General features: G+C 69.3%; 17 protein-coding genes and 1 pseudogene. 4 read left to right on the top strand and 14 right to left on the bottom strand.

The features are described from left to right. The 7 genes from AC2VOK_RS06910 to pncA form a co-directional block, all read right to left on the bottom strand. The coding region (locus AC2VOK_RS06910; protein ID WP_428899799.1) for a DUF3097 family protein at positions 1-554 on the bottom strand (554 nt) is incomplete at its 3' end. A gap of 96 nt (positions 555-650) precedes the next feature. After that, the gene (locus AC2VOK_RS06915) at positions 651-1,625 is read right to left on the bottom strand and encodes a patatin-like phospholipase family protein (protein WP_428899800.1); all 975 of its coding nucleotides are present in this window, start codon (positions 1,623-1,625) and stop codon (positions 651-653) included. Between the two features lie 46 nt (positions 1,626-1,671). Then, positions 1,672-2,754 carry an ABC transporter ATP-binding protein gene (locus AC2VOK_RS06920; protein ID WP_428899801.1) on the bottom strand — a complete coding sequence of 361 codons (1,083 nt, stop codon included), beginning with the start codon at positions 2,752-2,754 and terminating at the stop codon, positions 1,672-1,674. A 2-nt stretch (positions 2,755-2,756) separates the two neighbouring features. Continuing rightward, the gene (locus tag AC2VOK_RS06925; protein ID WP_428899814.1) at positions 2,757-3,581 is read right to left on the bottom strand and encodes a carbohydrate ABC transporter permease; all 825 of its coding nucleotides are present in this window, start codon (positions 3,579-3,581) and stop codon (positions 2,757-2,759) included. A 13-nt stretch (positions 3,582-3,594) separates the two neighbouring features. Further along, positions 3,595-4,521 carry a carbohydrate ABC transporter permease gene (locus tag AC2VOK_RS06930; protein ID WP_428899802.1) on the bottom strand — a complete coding sequence of 309 codons (927 nt, stop codon included), beginning with the start codon at positions 4,519-4,521 and terminating at the stop codon, positions 3,595-3,597. Further along, complete coding sequence (locus tag AC2VOK_RS06935; RefSeq protein WP_428899803.1) at positions 4,518-5,846, bottom strand: ABC transporter substrate-binding protein; 1,329 nt, start codon at positions 5,844-5,846, stop codon at positions 4,518-4,520. The genes AC2VOK_RS06930 and AC2VOK_RS06935 overlap by 4 nt, the downstream gene beginning before the upstream one ends. 261 nt (positions 5,847-6,107) lie before the next feature. Further along, positions 6,108-6,668 (bottom strand): pyrazinamidase PncA, encoded by a 561-nt coding sequence (gene pncA / locus AC2VOK_RS06940; RefSeq protein ID WP_428899804.1) that lies wholly within the window; start codon positions 6,666-6,668, stop codon positions 6,108-6,110. Between the two features lie 128 nt (positions 6,669-6,796). Here pncA and AC2VOK_RS06945 point away from each other — a divergent pair, with 128 nt between their 5' ends. Then, a complete protein-coding gene (locus AC2VOK_RS06945; protein WP_428899805.1) occupies positions 6,797-7,540 on the top strand; it encodes a DoxX family protein in 744 nt (247 codons plus the stop codon). Between the two features lie 39 nt (positions 7,541-7,579). Here AC2VOK_RS06945 and AC2VOK_RS06950 read toward each other — a convergent pair whose 3' ends face one another. Genes AC2VOK_RS06950 through AC2VOK_RS06960 form a run of 3 tightly spaced genes read right to left on the bottom strand, consistent with a single transcriptional unit; the run spans position 7,580 to position 11,637 of the window. Further along, entirely contained in the window at positions 7,580-8,068 is a 489-nt protein-coding gene (locus tag AC2VOK_RS06950) for a gluconokinase (RefSeq protein ID WP_428899815.1), read from the bottom strand. Positions 8,069-8,106: 38 nt separating this feature from the next. After that, on the bottom strand, positions 8,107-10,113 hold the full coding sequence (locus AC2VOK_RS06955) for a DUF7064 domain-containing protein (protein ID WP_428899806.1): 2,007 nt from the start codon (positions 10,111-10,113) through the stop codon (positions 8,107-8,109). 18 nt (positions 10,114-10,131) lie between these two features. Continuing rightward, positions 10,132-11,637 (bottom strand): carboxylesterase/lipase family protein, encoded by a 1,506-nt coding sequence (locus tag AC2VOK_RS06960; RefSeq protein WP_428899807.1) that lies wholly within the window; start codon positions 11,635-11,637, stop codon positions 10,132-10,134. Between the two features lie 88 nt (positions 11,638-11,725). On the opposite strand from AC2VOK_RS06960, the gene AC2VOK_RS06965 reads away from it, so the two are divergent. The 3 genes from AC2VOK_RS06965 (at position 11,726) to AC2VOK_RS06975 (ending at position 15,264) form a co-directional block, all read left to right on the top strand. Continuing rightward, the gene (locus AC2VOK_RS06965; protein WP_428899808.1) at positions 11,726-12,400 is read left to right on the top strand and encodes a hypothetical protein; all 675 of its coding nucleotides are present in this window, start codon (positions 11,726-11,728) and stop codon (positions 12,398-12,400) included. Between the two features lie 99 nt (positions 12,401-12,499). Beyond that, the gene (locus tag AC2VOK_RS06970; protein WP_428899809.1) at positions 12,500-12,649 is read left to right on the top strand and encodes a hypothetical protein; all 150 of its coding nucleotides are present in this window, start codon (positions 12,500-12,502) and stop codon (positions 12,647-12,649) included. Continuing rightward, positions 12,646-15,264 (top strand): cation-translocating P-type ATPase, encoded by a 2,619-nt coding sequence (locus AC2VOK_RS06975; RefSeq protein WP_428899810.1) that lies wholly within the window; start codon positions 12,646-12,648, stop codon positions 15,262-15,264. Before AC2VOK_RS06970 ends, AC2VOK_RS06975 begins: the two co-directional genes overlap by 4 nt. Here AC2VOK_RS06975 and AC2VOK_RS06980 read toward each other — a convergent pair. From AC2VOK_RS06980 to AC2VOK_RS06995, 4 genes and pseudogenes are all read right to left on the bottom strand, one after another. Beyond that, positions 15,231-15,518, bottom strand: a pseudogene (locus AC2VOK_RS06980) (cytochrome P450); the annotation flags it as partial. The gene AC2VOK_RS06975 and the pseudogene AC2VOK_RS06980 sit on opposite strands and share 34 nt — an antisense overlap. 164 nt (positions 15,519-15,682) lie before the next feature. Next, complete coding sequence (locus AC2VOK_RS06985) at positions 15,683-17,431, bottom strand: AMP-binding protein (RefSeq protein WP_428899811.1); 1,749 nt, start codon at positions 17,429-17,431, stop codon at positions 15,683-15,685. A gap of 72 nt (positions 17,432-17,503) precedes the next feature. Further along, a complete protein-coding gene (locus AC2VOK_RS06990; protein ID WP_428899812.1) occupies positions 17,504-20,170 on the bottom strand; it encodes a sugar epimerase family protein in 2,667 nt (888 codons plus the stop codon). 12 nt (positions 20,171-20,182) lie between these two features. Further along, a partial coding sequence (locus AC2VOK_RS06995; RefSeq protein ID WP_428899813.1) for an acyl carrier protein occupies positions 20,183-20,563 on the bottom strand: 381 nt, incomplete at its 5' end.

Genomic DNA, 20,563 nt, shown 5'->3' on the forward strand with positions numbered 1-20,563 from the left:
CCCGGTCCGCGCCGCACCGCGTCGGCGATGCGCGCCTCCTTCGATCCGGTGACGAGGTGGTCGACGAGCACACCGAGCCGGCGCCCCGGCCCGGGACCGAATTCGGTCACGATGTCCACCAGGTCGTCGACGCCGCCGAGGTGCTCGACGACGACGCCCTCCACCCGAAGGTCGTCGCCCCACACCTGTGCGATGAGCTCGGCGTCATGGCGTCCCTCGACGTAGATCCGGCTGGCGCGCGCGACCCGGGCGCGCGCGCGTGGGACCGCGACGGATCCCGACGCCGTTCTGGCCGGCGCGGGCGGCGCCAGACGACGCGGCGCGGTGAGGATCACCGGACGCCCGTCCAGCAGATAACCCGGCCCGAGGGGAAAGCCACGCGTGCGCCCTCGCCGGTCTTCCAGGTCGACCCGACCGTATTCGACCCGCACCACCGCGCCCACGTAGCCCGTCTGCGCATCCTCGACCACCAAACCCAACTCGGCCGGGTGCTCGGTCGAACGAGGCGTGCGCCGGCCTGCGGCCAGCACGTCGGTTCCATAGCGATCCACCACGTCGGCGATAGTACGAGGGCTCGCCGGTGATCGCCGGTGCGGCGCGCCAGCGGCCGACATCACAAGTTGTCGGCGACGCGTTCCGCGGCCTGTGCTCTACTCCCGGCCGTGGCGAGGTGGACCGCACGTAGCCAGATAGTCCGCGTAATTCCATGTCGTCAGAAACTGTCGGCCCGCTCGCAGACCGCGTCGGTAGAGGGCATCTCGTTGCTGCGCGGACAGGTTGAAATCGATGGGACTGACCTCGTCGGCGGGGACGAAAATGGTGCGCCGCACGGTGCACGGGTCGTCGATGTAGGCGTTGTCCTGGTTGCTCATCAGCGTTTCTATGGCGGCGATTCCCAGCGACACCGGCCCATGCACCGGGTGGGTGGGCGGAATGCCGGGGCGCGCCGACAGCCGGATACCGAACGTCGGCCAACGGGGCCGGCCGTCGAGCTCGTCGAACAGCTGCACCGGGAAATCCGACAGCAATCCGCCGTCGACCCAGGTGGCGCCGGCGACCCGGACCGGTTGGAACACATACGGGATCGCCGCCGAGGCGTGCACGGCGCGGGCCACGGGGAAGTCGTCCGGTTCGACACCGTAGTCGGGCAGGTCCCACGGAATGCGCACCAGGCGGCGTCGGGACAGGTCGCTGGTGGTCACGACCAGCGACCAGGCGAACTGTTCGGGTTTCTCGCCGGTGCGCAGGTCACCGAACGTGCGCACGCCCAGGTCCCCCAGCAATCCGCCGATCAACCGCTCCAGGTAGGCCCCCTGGTACACCCCGTCCGACACCAGTAGCGACAGTCCCCCGCCGATCACCGGTACTCGACCGATCAGGCTGCGGTCGAGGAACTTTCGGTAATCGATGCTGCGCATCACCTCGGCGAGCCGGCTCAGCGGTTCGCCGGCGGCCTGCAGAGCTGCCACCAGCGAGGCGACGATCGCGCCCGCGCTGCTGCCGGCGACGCGGGGGAACCGGTAGTCGGCTTCGGCCAAGGCCTCCACCGCACCCACGAGTCCGATGCCCCGCACGCCGCCGCCTTCGCACACCAGGTCGGCGTGTGCCACGCTCACGGCCGCCACCTTAGCCCGGATCCGGCGGGCCGCCGCGCGGCACGCCGCGCCGCACTCAACGGATCCGTCGACCGTCGGCGCCGAAGAAATGTAGGTGATCGGGTTCGGGATTCAACCGCACGCGGCTACCCCGCTCTGGTGGCCGGCGTCCGTCGACCCGTGCCACGACGGGCTGATCGACAGTATTGCCCGGGAAACTGATTCGCCCATACAGGTAGGCATCCGCACCCAGCTCCTCGACCACGTCGACCTGCATCTCGAACCCCCTCTCAACCCCGGGGTCATTCACCTGCAAATGTTCGGGACGCACTCCGACGACGACTTCTGCCGCTGCCGAGGCGATCTCGCGTGTTATCGGAATCGGCAAATCCCCCAACAAGACCGACGAATCCACGATCGGCAGGGTGAAAAGGTTCATCGCGGGCGAACCGATGAAGCCGGCCACGAAGGCGTTGTCGGGATTGCGGTAGATCTCGCGGGGCGCGGCGACCTGTTGCAACAGTCCGTCGCGCAGCACGGCAACACGGTCGCCCATCGTCATGGCCTCCACCTGATCGTGGGTGACATAAACCGTGGTGGTGCCGAGTCGCCTTTGCAGCGAGGCGATCTGGTTTCGCGTCTGCACCCGCAGTTTGGCGTCGAGATTGGACAGCGGTTCGTCCATCAGGAACACCTGCGGACGACGCACGAGGGCGCGCCCCATCGCGACCCGCTGGCGCTGCCCCCCGGACAGGTCCTTGGGTTTGCGGTCCAGATACGAACGCAGGTCGAGTAGTTCGGCAGCGGCCAGCACCCGTTCGCGAATCTCGGCCTTCGGCGTCCTGGCGACCTTCAAGGCGAAGCCCATGTTCTGCGCGACGGTCATGTGCGGGTAGAGAGCGTAGTTCTGGAAGACCATCGCGACGTCGCGGTACTTCGGGTCGACGTCGGTGACATCTCGATCACCGATGCGGATGCGCCCGGAATCCAGCGTCTCCAATCCGGCCACCATCCGCAGCGAGGTCGTCTTGCCGCACCCGGACGGGCCGACCAGCACGACGAACTCGCCGTCACCCACCACCAGGTCGAGTCCGTCCAGGGCCGGCCGGTCCGCGCCCGGGTAGCAGCGGGTTGCCTGCTCGAAGCTCACCGAAGCCACGTCTAGCCACCGAGTCCGGTCACCGCAATACCGCGGACGAAGGAACGCTGCGCGATGGCGTAGATGACGACCAGCGGCAGCATGATCAGCATCGACGTCGCCATCAGCACCGGCCAGCGGGCGACATACTCCCCGCGCATCCGGACCAGCCCGAGGGTGAGCGTGGCCAGGCTGTTGCGCTGGATCATCAGCAGCGGCCACAGGAAGTCGTTCCACACGTTGACCCACGTGAGCACCGCGAGTACCAGCACCGCGGGCCTGGCATGAGGCAGCAGAATCCGCCAGTAGACCTGCCACGAGGAGCACCCGTCGAGAATCGCGGCCTCCTCCAGGTCAGTGGGCAGGGTCAGGAAGAACTGCCGCATCAGGTAAGTGCCGAAAGCGCTGCCGAACAAACCTGGCACGATCATCGCCCACGGGGTGTCGACCCAGCCCAGAGTCCGCATGAGGATGAACTGTGGGATGACGGTGACCGTCAACGGCACCATCAGAGTGGCCAGATAGACCAAGAACAGCGCATCGCGACCGCGGAATTGCAGGCGCGCGAAGGCATATCCGGCCAGTGAGCAGAAGAACACCTGCCCGGCCGTGACGCAGCCGGCATAGAGAACCGTGTTGAAGAACATCCGCCAGAACGGCATCAACGCGAACACTTCGGTGTAGTTCGACCACTGCGGGTGGGCCGGCAACAACGTCGGCTCGGTGACCTCGCCCTCCTTCTTCAGGGACCCCGAGACCGCCCAGGCGATCGGGAACAGTGCACAGCAGGCGATGCAGATCAGGGCCACGTAGACGACCGCGGTCCGGATGACGTTGCGCCTGAACATGCGCGCGGGGTGCTCAGCCAAGCCCACGGGAAGCCTCCCAGGAGCGACGCCGCGTGATACGGAATTGCAGCACGGTCAACACCAGCAGGATCGCGAATATCACCCATGCCAGCGCGGAGGCATATCCGAACTCCAGGAAGGAGAACGCGTGCTGAAACAGCATGATACCCAACACATACGTCGCGGTCTCCGGCCCGCCACCGGGCCCGTTGAGGACATAGACCAGGTCGAACGCCTGGAAGGCGTGGATGACCGAGATGACGACCACAAACGACACCGCACCCCGGATCATGGGCAGCGTGATGGAGACGAACTGCCGTATCGCGCCGGCGCCGTCGATTCTGGCGGCCTCGTACAGGTTTGCCGGTACCCCCTGTATGGCGGCGAGCAGCACGACGCTCGCGAAGGGCACGCTTCGCCACACGCTGACCATGCACAGCGACACCATGGCCCAGTGCGGTCGGATCAGCCAGGGAATCGGGCCGACGCCGGCCCAGCCGAGCACGATGTTGAGCAGTCCGTTGTCGGTGTCGAAGACGAACTGCCACACGACCGCCATCACCACCGAGGAGATCGCCAGCGGCAGGAAGACGACGGTGCGAAAGATCCCGATACCTTTGACTTCCCGGCTCAGCACGGCGGCGACGACCAGGCTGACCAGCACGGTCGGCACTACGGTGCCGACCGTGAGAACCACCGTGTTGCGAAGGGCGATGACGAACAACGGGTCGGACGTGAGGTCCCCGAAGTTCTTCAGACCCACGAACTTCGGCCGCGTGAAAAGGTCCCACTGCTGAAAGCTCATGTACAGCGAGAACCCGAGCGGGAACAGCATGAAGATGCTGACCGCGGCCAGGTTCGGCGCCACGAACAGTCGGCCTGCCCGGGCACGCCGTCGCAACGGACGAGATCTCGCGCCGGGGGTGTCGATCGGTGTCATGGGTTGCGTAGTACCTCGTCGACGGCGTGTGACATCCGGGCCAGCGAGCTCGCCGGCCTCGACCCGCGCAGCACGGGGCCGAAATTGCGGTCCATCAGGGCGCTGACCTTCTCCCACGCCGGGGTGATCGGCAACGCCTCGGAATAGGCCGGCCCCTCGGTGAGCACGGTCAGGTTACTCAACCGACTGTGGGCCGCGGCGAATCCCCGCGATGCCAGCGCGGATCGTAGCGCCGGCGCGAACAGACATGACTCGCCGATCAACGACTGTCCGATCGGGCCGGTCGCGAATTTGACGAATTCCCAAGCCTGATCCTTACGTTGGCTGCTCGCGGCGATGGCCAGGCCGGTGGCGCCGATGTTGGAGCAGGCCGCATGTCCTTTCGGCAGCGCCGGACCCGTCGGAAGTGGCGCGACGTCGAACTCCAGTCCGTTCGCGCGCTGGAACGTCTGGTAGCGCCAGTGGCCGCCCAGCGCGAGGGCCGCCTTGCCCGCCGCGAACAAATTGGGCGTGGAAATCGACTGGGTGTCCGACGCGGTGGGCGCAACCTTGTGCCTGTTGGCCAGGTCGGCGTAGAACTGCACCGCCTCGATGAACGCGTCGTCGCCGAAATTGAAGTGGGTCGGGTTTTTCAGAGGGGTCGACCACGGCACGCCGTTGTTCATGGCGAACAGTCCCGCCGTCGCCGCCGGCAGGAATGTGTCGACGAATCCCCACTGCGTTGTCCGCCCGGATCCGTCCCGCTTGGTGAGTGCGGTGGCAGCGTCCAGGAACTGGCCGAAGGTCCACGGCTGCGCCCACGTCCCCGGCGGTGCCGGCGCCCCGGCCTCGGCGAAAAGCCTCTTGTTGTAGTACAGGTAGTTCCCGGACCACTGCTCCGGGAACGCATACTGGCCCCCGTTGAACGAGAAGCCCTCGTAGAGCGGGCCGATGCTGTCCGACTTGAGCTCGGCGGCGAAGGCCGGATCGCGCGCCAGCATCGTGTTCAGGTCCAGCAACACGCCCCGGTCGGCCAATTCGGCGTAGGTCAACTCCCACGCCATCAGCACGTCGGGACAGCGGCCGCCGGCGCAGAAAGTCGAGAGCTGCTGCATGACGCCCGGACCGGACAACAGGGTTCGAACCTTGATGTCGGGATGACGACGCCGGAAGGCGTCGACGACACGCATCCTCGCGGCGTGCTCATCGGGGTTTGCGGTGAAGAAGAAGGTGAGCGCGTCGTCGCCGCCGGAGCTGCAGCCGTCCGGCCACGGCGCCAGCGCCGCCACGGTGAGCGCTCCGGCACCCCGCAGCAGGCTACGCCGCCCGAACGGCTCATCACCCATGGCGCTCCCCGGTCTTCGGTCTCGGCCGGCCCGCCGCCGGCTACGTCTAGTGTCCTTGGTACCCGATCCGACCGTTGCAGCACGGCCGGCGGTCAGACCGGGAGGCATCGCGTCGGCCTGCCGGGTCACCTCGTCGAACCAGATGGCACGCCCGTGCCCCGAGTTCAGCCGACGGCCACGCTGGCTCGGCGGCCGTTCACCGTGGTCTCGCCGCCGCACTCGAGTCGCATGGCGCCGACGAACGACTCGGCGGCGCCACCCTCAGGCCACCTCGGCCGACTCGACGCCCGCGGCCCGCATCTCCGCCAGTGCCCGCGCGGCCGAATCCGCGGCGACGGGGCGGGTCAGGTTCACCAGAACCCGCGTTGCCAGACCGGCCCGCGCTGCGTCCTCGGCGGTGCTCTTGACGCAATGGTCGGTGGCGATGCCGACGATGTCGACCGCCTCGACTCCGCGCCTGCGCAACCACGCCAGCAGGGAGGTCCCGTCCTCGTCGAAGCCCTCGAAACCGCTGTACCCGGCGGTGTAGGCGCCTTTGCAGAAGACCGCCTCGATCGGGCCGGTGTCGAGGTCGGGAGGAAAGTCCGCACCGGGGCTTCCCGCGATGCAGTGCGGCGGCCAGGACGACGAATAGTCCGGCCGGTCGGAAAAGTGGTCTCCCGGGTCGACGTGCCAATCCTTCGTCGCGACGACGTGCCGGTATCCCGGGCCATCCGCCAAGTAACTGTTGATCGCCGACGCCAGGGCGGCGGCGCCGGCGACCGCCAGCGGCCCGCCCTCGCAGAAGTCGTTCTGCACGTCGACGATGACCAACGTCCGCACGGGCTCCAGCTTATCGACCGTATCGCCACCGAGGCCGCGTTACGGGCATCAGCTGGGAATATGGGCCCTCACCTTCGGCCGGGGGACGCGCCGGTTTGATTGCGGGCCGGCGGGGTAGTCAGCCTGCCATGTTGATCCGCAGAATTGCCCGGCCGCTGTTGTCGGCCGTGTTCATCGGGCAAGGCATCGATTCACTGCTCAACCCCAAGGCCGCGGCCGCGGCCGCGGCGCCCGCGGTGGGCGGTCTGCAGGCGCTGCCGGATCCGGTGGGCACCAGCATTCCCAGCGACCCGCGGACCGTCGCGCAGATCAACGCGGCAGTTCAGGTCGGGGGCGGCCTGCTGCTGGCCACTGGGCGGATGCCGCGCGTGGCCTCGGCTGCCTTGGCCTGCACCGTACTGCCGGGCAACCTCGGCGCGCACATGTTCTGGACGGAGACCGACCCGCAGCGCAAAGCGGAGAAACGCAAGGAGTTCCTGACGGACCTCAGCCTGCTGGGCGGGTTGATGATCGCGGCCGCCGACACCGCGGGCGCGCCGTCGCTGGGGTGGCGGGGCCGCCGGGCAGCCGAGCGGCTCTCGGATGCGGTTTCATCCGCGCTGCCCGAGTTTCCCCAGGTCCACGACACCCTCGACAGTGACTTAGAAGAGTTCGGCGAGAAGATCAGGCATGGGTTGAAGATCGGCGCCGACAAGGGTGCACCGCTGGTCGAAGCCGCACGCAAGCGCAGCCGCGAACTGGCCGGCGCCGCCCGGGCCCGCGGCGAGCAACTCGCCGAATCAACGCGTCACTTCGCCGATTCCGCGAACGGCCAGGCTGCCGGGGATGCGCTGGAACGGGTCGGCTCGCAGGTGAAAAAGCGGCTCCGCTGAGCACCTCAGCGGCTCGGGCCCCCCGTAGCGCAGCAGTTTTCAGCCGCTTTTGTGTCGTCGCGTCGATGACGCCGACACGTAGGTGTCAATGATCGCGTCGACATCCCGGCCGACGTCGACGGTGAAACCCGGCTCGTCGGGGCCAAGGGGGTCGAGCGCCTCGTACTGCGAACGCAGTAACGCTGCCGGCATGAAATGACCTGGCCTGGCGGCCAGCCGGTCGCCGATGAGCTCCGGCGAACCGCTGAGGTGCAGGAACTCCACGTTCGGGCAATGCGCGCGCAATCGGTCGCGGTAGGCGCGTTTGAGCGCCGAACAGCTCGCCACACCGCCGCCGCGGTGGCCCGCCAACCACTCGCCGACCAGGTCCAACCAGGGGCGGCGGTCGTCGTCGTCGAGCGGCTCGCCGGCGGCCATCTTGGCGATGTTGGCCGGCGGGTGCAGGGTGTCGCCGTCGACGAACGGGACCCGCAACCGTTGCGCCAGGGCCGAACCCACCGTCGACTTGCCCGAGCCCGAGACACCCATCACCACGATCGGCGACGGAGCACGGGCCCGGCCTTCGCTCACCCGGTCGCCAGGTTGCGGTTCCATTCCACCCAGCCGACGCCGCGGCGGCCGTCCGTGGTGGTGACGGTGACCCAGGCACGCGGGAACTGACTGACCCGCCCGTCGGGGGAAACCAGCCGCACCGGCGCCTGGCCGCGCACGTCGAGGTCCGCAACGATCCCGCCCGGGTCGAAGCCCAGTGTCGATTCAAGCGGTAACCCGTTGGCGCCGAAGGCTTCCCGCGATTCGACGGTCTGCACCTCGGTGACGTCGTGGACGGCATCCTGCACGTAGCCGACACTGAAGGCCGGGGCACCCGGTATGCGGATGTTCACCCCGTGCAGGTGGGTGCCGTCATCGAGGTGCAGCGCGCTCCAGATCCAGTCCATGCTCCACCAGTCGCGCACCCCCCAGGAGTGGTCGCGCTGTCCGGGCACGGAGTCGACGCGGTAGCCGGCGCCGTCCACGCTGACGGTGCCCGAGACCCTGCAAGGGATTTCGTAGCGCGTCGTGAGCCGGTACTTGTACGGGGCGCCGCCGGTGGCCCACACCAGATGCATCGTCATGTCGACCGGAGTGCCAGGCTCCCCGCGCAGCAGGGCAGAAGGGTCGTCGTACGCCTGGGCCCGCGCGCGGATGTCGACGCGGTAGGTCTGCAGGGCGGCGGTGGCCGAGTGGGCCAGCTCGAAGGTGTCGGTGGCCACCACCCACGGATCGGCAGGCAGTGGGACCAGCGTGTCGACGGCCACGGTCGGCATGCCCGGGCCACACAGCAGTGCGTGCACCAACGCCTGCCGCCGGTTGGCGATCAGGCCGAGGCGGAACCAGCCACCCAATCCCTGTGCGGGATCGACGAAGTCGGCGTACCAGCTTTCACTCCACAGCGGCTCGGCGGTCGGGGCGTGCGCGAGTTCGTCGTCCCGCGACGGTCGCAGCGGCTCGGGTGCCGTCGCGACGGGCAGCGTCGCCAACGCGTCGGTGTCGAGCACGTGCGTACAGTGTCGTTGCAGCATCGTCATGAACATCCGGTCGCCGCGCTCGGTGCGCTCCACCAGCATCGAGGAGACGATCGCCATCATCACCCCGAAAAAGCTCTGGCGGCGCACACCTTCGGCGACGTCGGCGAGGCTCAGGGGCGCGTTGGGCCCCAATGCCTCGTGGTAGGTCCGCAGTAACCCGTCGTAGTGCTCGCGGCGGTCTCGCGTCGACAGGGCACAGCCCAGGAAATACGCCAGGTCGGTCAGCGCCGGGCCCCACGAGACGGTCTGCCAATCGACCACCGTCAACGCGCGGTCTGCCCCTTCGGTACCGAACAGCATGTTGTCCAGGCGATAGTCGCCATGCACCATGCCCTGGATTCGGCCGGGCTCGGACTCCTGCGCCAGGTAGCCGTCGAACGAGGCCACCAGGCGTTCGCACACCAGGCGGTGTCCCGGCTCGATCTGGTCGCCATAGCGGTCGACGAAACCGGCATAGAGCGGGGTGATCATCGCCTGGCGCAGTGGCGACTCGCGGTTGAGCCACGGCGCCTCGGCCAGCGCCGGGTCCCCGAGCAGCGGGCCGTGCAGCCGGCCCAGCTCCTCGACACCCAGGCGGGCCTGTTCGGGTGTGGCACCGGCGATCTCGTCGCCGACGATCGCCGGGCCCGCGTCGCCGAGCAGCAGGTCGAAGACCCCGGTGGTGGTGTCGACTGCGGCGTGGTAGCAGGGCGCGACCGGACCGCCCAGACGCGGAGCGATGTCGCCGTAGAAGCAGACCTCTCGTTCGTAGAGACCCAGCGCCAGCCCGGTCTGGCGACTCATCGGGTCGGTCGCGGCGACCTTGAGCACCACCGACTCGGGCCGGTCGGGGCCGGGCGCCCCGTCCGAGTAGGTGAGCCGGACGCGGTAGCACTCGCTCATCTGGCCGGTGCCGATGCGTTCCACGGTGAAGTGCGCGACGGGCCCGGCGCCGATCGCCGCGGTCAGCCAGGAGGCAGTGAGGTCACCGGGTCGTTCGATGACTTGCCCGGTGTCGGCGTGCATGGTGGTCAGCGTGCCAGTTCAACGCGCCAGTGAAAAGCCTTCCCAGGCCATCCTGCGGTGCGGATGCGGGTCGAACTCGACGCGAGACCTGCGGTCGAAAACCATGACGGCGCGGTCGGAGGCGGTGTACGCGGGCCAGTCGTCGCCGGGTACCCCGGTGTGGCTGAAGGACCGCCAACGGCGTTGCACCTGGTTGCTGACCCGCAGCGCGGCACACCGGTCGCCGGCGGCCGTCAGCAGCGCGCCGAACCTGGTCCGATAGATGTCGAAAACCGCGAGCAGTTCCGTGGCGTGGGTCGCGCCGAAGCCGGTCCAGCGCAGCGTTCGCGGAGCGTAGTCGTAGCGGTAGAGGTACGTGGGTGCGTGGGTGCCGTGGGCCTCGGCGATCTGCCAGGCCGCCGAGCTGAACGCGAAGTCGCCGCCGAGCTGGATGCACGCCGAGGGCGCCGGGTAGTCCGGGTAGGCGGCGGTGATGCGTTCGCGGGCGGCCGGTTCGGTGTCGGCCAGCAGTTCTTCGACCATCGTTTCATTCGTCGGCAGCATCGTCAGGAAGCGCGTGAACAGGCGCCCCTCGTCGGCGTTGGTCCCCACGATGAGCGGCACCCGGTGCGCCCGTCCGCACCGCATCGCGTCAACGGGATCCATCGGCAGGATGTCGTCGCCGACGACGGGGCCGATCGGAAAGGCGTTCAACCTGTTCGTCATGCCCTGCTCGATCAGGCGGTGCTGGATCTTCACCAGTTGGGCCGCGGACACCTGCATCAGCGCGTCGGCGGCGTCGCGCCTTCGCGCCCCGAGCAAATCGGCGAACCGGTTCGCGAACTCGTCCGCGATGTCTTTGGACCGCGTCAGGCCCGAGGCCGGGCTCTCCGAGATCGCCCGGGCGAACAGCTCTTCGGCGGCGGGCACCGCCAACAACGTGGAGGTGATGCACGCGCCGGCACTCTCGCCGAAGATGGTGACGTTGGCGGGATCACCGCCGAACTCCGCGATGTTGTCACGAACCCACTGCAACGCCAGCACCAGGTCGCGCAGGTAAAGATTGCTCTCGATGGGGACCTGCGCCGTCGACAGCGACGACAGGTCCAGGCACCCCAGCGCCCCCAATCGGTAGTTGACCGAGACGTAGACGCATCCACGGCGGGCCAATGCCCCGCCGTCGTACAGCGGCGTGGCGGAGCTGCCCAGGAAGTACCCCCCGCCGTGGATGAAGACCATCACCGGAAGCGGTTGCGCACCGGCGGATTCGGGGGTGACGACGTTGAGGGTCAGGCAGTCCTCGCTCATGGGCTGGTACTTGCCGACCCCGAGCAGGGTGTAGCGACGCTGCTGGGGCGCGCAGTTGGCGAATCCGTGGCAGTGCCGCACTCCCGACCAGGGCCGGGCCGGCTGGGGCGCCCGCAAGCGCAGCGGCCCCAGTGGGGGGCGGGCGTACGGGATGGATCGCCACCGGTTCACCCCGTCGCGGGTGAAACCTTCGACGGTGCCGGCAGAGGTTTGCGCGCGGACGGTGCGCTCATGCATGAGCCGACCGTAGCCGAATCGACGCGCAGAACGCGCGCGCAGCGCCTCAGTCGGTGCTGGTTCGTGGACCGGCGGTTAGCCTGGCTCAATGCGGATCGCCGCGCTGGTCGCGCTGACGTTGCTCGTCGCCGGCTGCTCACACGGTCAGCGCGGTGAACCGCGGCCCGGCCCCGAAGCACCCGGGAGCACCCCGGCGACGACCACCACCTCGTCGAGCAGGCCGGCTCCGTCAACCGCACCGACGTCGGGCGCCGCGATCTCGGACGTGATCGCCTGGATCGAGGCGGGTCGCCCTGCCGACCCCGCCGGCTTTCACAACGTGACGCGCGACGGTGTCGTCACCCCACTCGGCGGCGACGTCGCGTTCACCGCCCAAGTCGGCAAAGTCGCGTGCATGACCGACGCCAAACGCACCGGGCCCGCGCCGGTTTGCCTGGTCGAGCTGACCAATCCCGCGCCCGCGCCCGCGACGGCCTACGGCGAATGGAAAGACGGGTGGGTCTTTTTCGATGGGACGAACTTGCAGGTGGGCGCGGCCCGCGGTGACCCGGGCCCGTTCGTCGACGGTCACGGGCCCGCACTGGCCGACGGGGATTCGCTGTCGTTCGGTGACTACCGCTGCCGGGCCGACCGGGCTGGTCTGTTCTGTGTGAACTATGCCCACCGTTCGGCGGTGCGATTCAGCACAGCCGGCATCGAGCGGTTCGGCTGCCTGCAGCCTGTGCCGCCGCCCGACGGCGTCGGCCTGGCGTTCGCCTGCTGAGGCCGCGCCGGCGCCACGTCCGGGACCGATCGTGACCTTGGGCTCTATCCGGCGGCGCCGCGTTCGTCTTCGCTGGCTGATGAGCGAGCGGGAGGTTCAATGGGCGCGGTCGGGGTCGTCGGCCTGGTGGTGTCGGGCGTGGTGATCGCGTCGGTGTTGTGCCTGGTTGCCGTGGGCATCGCCCGCGGTTGGGTGCGGCAGCGACCGACGAACCACCCCCACGGTGAAAATCCGCGCGGCACGCGATGAGCGTCACGGGCTCCGAGGTGTTGCGGGTGGGACTCACATCGGCGGAGGCCGCCGCGCGGCTGGACGCCGAGGGCCCCAACCGGCTTCCGGTGGCACGCAGAATCCCGGCCTGGCGGCGGCTGTTGGCCGAGATGGTCCACTTCTTCGCGCTTCTGTTCTGGGTGGCCGGCGCGCTGGCATTCGTCGCGGGGATGCCGCAGCTGGGTGTGGCGGTGTTCGTCGTCATCGTGATCAACGGGCTGTTCGCGTTCGCTCAGGAACAGCGCGCCGAGCACGCCGCCGAACGGTTGAGCGAGCTGCTTCCGCGGCGCGCCACCGTGGTCCGCGACGGCATGGCCCGGCAGGTGCCGGCCGAAGATCTGGTGGTCGGCGACGTGGTGCTGCTTGCCGAAGGCGACCGCATTTCAGCCGACCTGCGGCTCGACGTCGCGAATGCGCTGGCGGTCGACACCTCGGCGCTGACCGGGGAGAGCGTGCCCGAGCACCCCGCGGCGGGCGAGGCCGTACCGGCCGGCTGTTTCGCGGTCGAAGGTGAGGCCCGGGCTACCGTCGAGGCGACCGGACGGCATACCCGGCTGGCCGGGATCGCCCGGCTCACCCAGGCGCAGCGGCCCGCTCCGACCCCGCTGCGCAAAGAGCTCGACCGCGTGTCGCGCCTCATCGCCGTGGTCGCCGTCGTGGTCGGGTCGGTTTTCTTCGGTGTCGCGCTGCTGGTCGGCATGCCTCCCTCCGCCGGATTTCTGTTCGCGGTCGGGGTGACGGTCGCCATCGTGCCCGAGGGCCTGCTGCCGACCGTCACCCTGTCGCTGGCGATCGGGGCGCAGCGGATGGCCGGCCGGCACGCGTTGGTGCGCAACCTCGAGGCGGTCGAGACGCTGGGCTCGACGACCTTCATCTGCACTGACAAGACCGGCACCCTGACCCGCAACGAGATGTCGGTGGTCGAGGTCTGGATGCCCGACGGCACCGCCACCATCGACGGCAACGGCTACGAACCCGTGGCCACGATTCACTGGGCCGGGGACGAGGCCCCGCTGCGGGACGTGGCATGGGTGGCCGCGCGGTGCTCGTCGGGGCGGGTGAGTGAGAAGGACGGCCGCTGGGTACCGCACGGCGATCCGATGGAGGCCGCCCTGGACGCCTTCGCGCGACGGGTCGGCGTCGACACCGACGACAGCGCCCGATCGGCCCCGGAGCGGGCGCGGTTCCCGTTCGACGCCCGCCGGCGCCGCATGTCCGTGGTCACCGGAAACCGCGTGCTGGTCAAAGGCGCCCCCGATGCGGTCTTTCCGCTTTGCGCGGTCCCGACCGGCGCGGTCGAGGCGCTGCGGGCGCTGGCCCACCGCGGCCTGCGCGTGCTCGCAGTCGCCGCGCGAGACCTCGCCACGGCCGAACCGCCGGGTTCGGCGGCCGAGGCCGAGCGCGACCTGACGCTGCTGGGGCTGGTCGCGCTGGAAGACCCTCCGCGCCAGGGTGCGGCGGCGGCGCTGGCCGCGTGCCGGCGCGCCGGCATCCAGGTCGCCATGGTGACCGGCGATCATCCCGACACCGCCAGGGCCGTCGCGGCCGAGGTGGGCCTGCTGGGGCCGGAGCAACTCGTGCTGACCGGCCGAGACCTGCCCGCCGCGGATGCCGAACTCGGCGCACTGCTCGACCACGACGGCGTCGTCGTCGCCCGGGTCACCCCCGAGGACAAGCTGCGCATCGCGCGGGCGCTGCGCCACCGCGGTCACGTCGTGGCCATGACCGGAGACGGTGTCAACGACGCGCCGGCCCTGCGCGAGGCGGCGATCGGGGTGGCCATGGGCCGGTCCGGCACCGACGTGGCCCGCGAGGCCGCCGACCTGGTGTTGCTCGACGACAACTTCAGCACCATCGTCGCCGCCGTCGAACAGGGCCGGGCCACGTTCGCCAACCTGCGCCGCTTCCTCACCTACCATCTCACCGACAACGTGGCCGAGCTCGCCCCGTTCGTCGTGTGGGCACTCAGCGCCGGGACGTTCCCCCTCGCGATCGGGGTGCTGCAGGTGTTGGCGCTCGACATCGGCACCGACGTCCTGCCCGCCCTGGCGTTGGGTGCCGAGCCGGCCGCCGCGCACGTGCTCGACCGGCCCCCGACGCACGGCCACCTGCTGGACGGGCGCCTGTTCGCACGCGCGTTCGGGGTGCTGGGCCCGGTCGAGGCCGCCGTGGAGCTCGGCGCCTTCCTGACCGCGTTCCTGGCCCTCGGCTGGCGACCCGGTGCGCCCTTCCCCCACGGTCCGGCGCTGCTCGCGGCCTCGGGTGCCGCGTTCAGCGCCGTGGTGTTCGGGCAGGTGGCCAACGCCTTCGCCTGCCGCAGCACGCTGCGCCCCGCCTGGAACGTTCCGTGGCGGACCAACCGTCTGCTGCTGGGCGCCGTCGGCGCCGAACTCGCGATGCTGGCGGCCTTCCTGTATGTGCCACCGCTCGCGCACCTGCTCGGCCAAACCGGCCCGTCGTGGGCCGGGTGGCTGACCGCCCTGCTCGCCATACCCGCCGTCCTCGCCGCCGACGCGATCCACAAGCGGCTCCGCCGCCTGCGTGCGGGCGACCGCACGCATCACCAGGTGACGGGAAGCTCCTTCATACCGTAGATGTCGGCCTCTTTGGCGCTCAACTCTTCCGGCGGCGCGGCCCGTTTCAGCCCGGGCAGCCGCCGCGCCGGCGTGGTGAACGCGACCTGCATCTCGACCCGCGCGAGGTTTTGGCCGAGGCACTGGTGGGTGTCCTAGCCGAAACCCAAGTGCCCCCGGGTATTCCGACCGGGATCGAAGGTCTCCGGATCGTCGGTGAACTCGGGATCCCAGTTGCCCGCGGACAGGTTCATCACGAGGAAGTCACCGGCGCGCTGGTTTCGTGACCGGCCAGCATCATCACCACACCGGTCATGGCCGCCGTCTCGCGGGGGAGCTGGCCGAGGATTCATTGCGCGGCCTTGCCGAACTGATCGAGGCCGCAATCTGTCTCGACGCCCGCCTTCCGTTATGCGTCCGGGCCCAAAAGCCGGCCGCTCTAGTCCGAGTTCATGCGGACGAATTCGTTTCGCCGGTACAGCTCCACGCATGTCGATCGTCTGATCTTGCCGCTGGTGGTGATCGGAATCGAACCGGGAGCCACCATGACCAGATCCGCGACCCGCAGGCCGTGTGAGTGGGAGACCGCCGAGATGACCTCGCGCTTGATGAGTGCGAATTCGTGCATCGCATCCTTCTCGGAATCGCCCCGCTTCTTGACCTCCACGACGACGACAAGCTGCTCCATGCCGTCATCGGGAGCGGCGATCGCCGCGACCCGGCCGCGGGTGATCTCCTGGATCGTCGCCTCGATGTCGTCGGGAGCGTGGTTGCGTCCGTAGATGATCAGCAGGTCCTTGATGCGGCCCACGATGAACAGCGCGTCATCAGAGACGAAACCCAGGTCCCCGGTCCTCAGCCAAGGCCCCTCGGGCGTGCCGGCCGAGGGTTCGACCAGCACGGCGCCGAAGGTGCGTTCGGTCTCGTCGGGCTTGCGCCAATAGCCCGTGCTGACGTTGCCGCCGTGCACCCAGATCTCGCCGGTCGTTTCGTCCGGGCACTCGGTGCCGGTCGCGGGATCGACGATCCGCAGGGTGGGCCCTTGCAGCGCCGGATAACCGACCAGCGCCGTGCCGGTCCCGCCTGCGCACCGTTGCGCCTGGCCGACGGTCAGCTTTTCGGGCTCGAAGTCGACGATCTTCGGGGGTTCACCCTCTGTGCTGGTCGCCACGTACAACGTCGCCTCCGCGAGCCCGTACGTGGGCCGGATCACCGTGTCGCGCAGGTTGAAGCGGGCAAACCGCTGCGTGAAGCGTTCGAGTGTTTCGGGGCGTACCCGTTCGGCACCGGGCATGATGGCCAGCACGTCGGAGAGGTCACGCCCCGCCATGTCGTCGTCTGTTGTTCTGCGGGCCGCCAGATCCAAAGCGAAGTTGGGTGCTCCCGTCGATGCGCTGGGATAGGAGGCCAGCAACTGCATCCAGCGGGCCGGCCGCTCCAGGAAAGCCGCCGGGCTGGTCAGGACCGCGCGGCATCCCGAGAGCACCGGCGTACAAACACCCATGATCAAACCCAGGTCGTGATAGAACGGCGTCCACGACACAATGGTGTGATTTGCAGGGGCAGTGCCTCCGCTTTGCGGAAAACAGCCGGCCATCGTCAGTTTGTAATTAACCTGGAGGTTGGAATAAGAAACCATTACTCCGGCCGGCCTGCGCGTCGACCCGGACGTGTATTGCACATACGCGGTGCTTTGGTAGTTGTGTTCCCCGGTCTCGAATCGGGCCGGTGCGTCCAGGTCGAGCACATCGATCTCGATGATCGACGGGGCAGGTTCCCCGGACCGGCGCGTGACATGTCCGGCGACGTCGCCGACGACGGCGGATGTGGTCAGAACTACGGTTGCCGACGCATCGCGCAGCACTGATTCGACCCGCTCATCGGCCACCCCTCCCAGCGGCACCGACAGCGGAACCGCGATGATCCCGGCCTCCAAAGCGCCCAGGAAGGCAACGATGTAGTCGAGCCCCTGCGGCGCCGATATCACGGCGCGGTCGCCGGGTGAGGCACAAAGCCTGAGTTCGCGCGCAACGTTTCGCACTCGCCGATACAGCTGCGGCCAGGTCACGCTTTCGGCGACACCGGCCCAGTCCCGCTCGTAGTCGACAAACGTATATGCCACGTCGTCGGGCTGCAGGGCGGCACGTTTACGTAGCAAAACCGGAAAAGGGGTCCCAAGCACGGGCATGAGAGTACCGTGGCCGTCCCCGGCGCAAACGCAGTGCGGTTGACTCACCGCGGCTCGCTCATTGTTGTCGAATCAAGGGGTGTCGTTGTTTTCCGGAAGCACCGGATGAGCGTCCGGGCCCGGTTCGAGCACCTGGATCTCTCCCGTCGCGCCGTCGACCTCGACGAGGGCTCCGGACGGCAGCAAGCGGGTGGCCCCCTGGGCGTCGACCACACACGGGAAGCCGAACTCCCGGGCCACCACGGCCGCATGCGACATCGGCCCGCCCAGCTCGGTGACCACCGCGGCGGCGTAGCAGAAGGCGGCCGTATAACCGACGTCGGTGACCTCGGCGACGAGGATTTCTCCGGGCTCCAGGTCGTCGATGGTCTCGGGCCGCACGATGCGCACCCGACCGCGCACCCGTCCCCCGCAGACGCCGACGCCGCGCAGGGTGCCGCCGCTGCCCAGCACCGCCGTCGATGCGGTCGCCGGCTGCCAGCTTCCGCTGAAGACCGCCGGCGGGACGACGCCGGCCAGCCGGAGTCGTTCGGCGCGGCGGTGGGCCGCCAGCTCCGCGACGTCCGCCGGAAGCGCGTCGAGCTCATCGACCAGCAGGTAGAACACGTCGGCGGCGGCATCGATGACGCCGGCGTCGGCCAGGCGGCGCCCGTATTCCCGCAACAACCCGCGCAGCACCCAGTTGGCGCGCACCATCTTGTCCCGGCGCACCTCCCGGTCGCGCAGCTGCCGCACGAACAGCGCCGCGACGGGTCTGGCTTGCAACGGGATTCGCGGGTGCTGCGGAGCCGGCGCCGGCGATGCACCGATCGTCCGGGTCACCATCCGAACCAGCAACTCCGGGTCGTCGGCGTAACTGGTCGAGAGCATCTCGAGTTCGGCGGGACCACGATGCCCGATCAGATCCAGCTCGGTCAGCACCGCAGCGTGAAACTCCGGGGCCTCGATCGCCAGCTTGCCGAGGCGCTCCCCCGGCTCGGCCAGCAGCCGCGGTACATCCGGGTTGTGTTGCGCCGCAACCACGAGCCGCTGCACCGCCTCCACGGACCGCGCGCTGACCAACTCCGGGCCGGCCGACGGGGCGGTATCTCGCCCGCACAGACCGCGCAACAGCACGTTGTACGCGGCGCACAGCATGAACGACCCCGAGGCCAGCACCCAGCTGTGCACCACGTGATCGCGCGCCAACGAGATGAGGCTGAGGAGCCGGCCGTCGTCGAGACGGGTGAGGTCACCGCCCGCGAGACGCTCCAGGCGGTCGATGTCGGCGACGAACGCCCGGGTGTCCAGCGTCGAACCGGCACTCAGGCCGATCTGGTTGACGGCGAACACCCCGATGTTGCGGATAGTACGCAGTTGTCTTCGCCCCCAACGTATTTCCGGCGAAGGGCGTTCCTCGCCGAAGATCGGCAGGGACGCCATGCTGGGGCCGAAGAACCCGCTCTTGCTGACGACAGTCGCGGGCTTGACGAACGGCACCGTCTCGGCCATGAAATGCGCCGTTGTGATCGCCCCGTATAGGCGATGGGCGAACACCGCGACCATGCGCATGGCGATTTCGCGCTGGATGATCCCCCCCGGCCGCAGCCGCTCGGCGACGCCCACGCCGGCAGTGCGAAGCCCGCGGACGGTTACCGACGCCGAGGAAGGCGAAAACGGCCCGGGCAGCGCCTCGGACAGATTGGTGGCCAGGAAGGTCGGAAAACGGGGGTCGATCGGCGTGTCGAATTCGCCGTTGAGCCCTTCGGGGCCGCCCGGGACGGGCACCACCCCGTCGGCGGCGGGTACGTCGGCGGCGGGCGGATCGTCGATGGTGGCCAGCCGCCACGGCAGGGAGACCACCCGGCGGCCCACCGTCAACCGGCCGCGCATGCCCAGCGCCAGGTCCTCGATACATTCGTCGGCGTTCCATGCCGTTGCGAATCCCCACTCCTCGCTCAGCCGCGCGGTGTCCATCAGTGGGGTGCGTTGCACCAACTCCAGCTCGGAGAGCGAGGGCAGGCTAAGCCGCAGCAGCGCGGCGGCAGGGCCCACCACCGGCACCACCGTCCGGCCGACCGCGGCGGCGACCTGGCGGAACGTGGGCACGCCCGGCGCGGCGAGATTGACCGGGCCACTGGTGATCCCGGTGTCCAGCAGGGCACGGGTCAACACCCGCAGCGCGTCGTCGAGATGCACAACCTGAACCGGGCCGTCGGCGCCGCCGTCGGGCAAAACCGGCAGCGCGAGCAGCCGGCGCACCCAGTTGTCGACGCCGCGACCGACGATCAGCGCGCAGCGGATCGCGACCGATTCGGCGTCGGCGGCCGCCAGCATCTCCTCGACCCGGGCCTGCTGGACGCCGCCGGCGACGACCGGGGCCCTCGCGTCGCGCTCGGTGTGCGCGGAGCCGTCCCAACCGTAGACGTGGGCCGAGGACGGGAAGACGACGCGCCGCGAGCCGTTCTGTGCCATCGCGTCGAGGACGTTCCTCGTGCCCCCGAGGTTCACCTGGCCGGCGATTCGGTGCGCGGGTCCGGGGCTCTTCGCCCACGCGCAGTGCGCGACGACGTCGGCGCCGTCGACGCACAGCTTGACCACGCCCGCGTCCCGGACGTCGCCCGAAATGAATTCGGCCGCGCTGGGCCAGCTTTGGGGCCGATGCCGCGCCAGCCCGACGACGTCGTGCCCCTGGCTGAGAAGCCGGGCCGCGAGCCCGCGCCCGAGGACCCCGCTCGCCCCCGTGATCGCGATTCTCACCGACCGTCCCGGCTAGTCATCGTTGTCCAGCAGTGCGGCGTTGACCAGGTCGTCGAGATCCATGTCCGCGATGCTCTTCTCGGTGGTCGCCGCCGGCGCGGGCTGACCCCCGACCCCGACGTCGCTGCCGTTGGACTCGTTGGCCAACGCCAGCAACAACTCCAGAACCCCCGCCTGGCGGAGACGCTTGACCGGGATCGAACTCACCACCCGCTGGATCTCGGCCTCGCCGGGGGCCGCGGCCGGGGCGCCTGGCCCGGATGTTCCGACGAGCTCGCGGTGCATGTAACCGGCCAGCGCGGCGGAGTTCGGGTAGTCGAAGATCAGCGTCGGCGACAGGGCCAGGCCGGAAGCGGTTTTGAGCCGGTTGCGCATCTCCACCGCGGTCAGCGA

Source organism: Mycobacterium sp. TH-M116 (assembly GCF_057473685.1).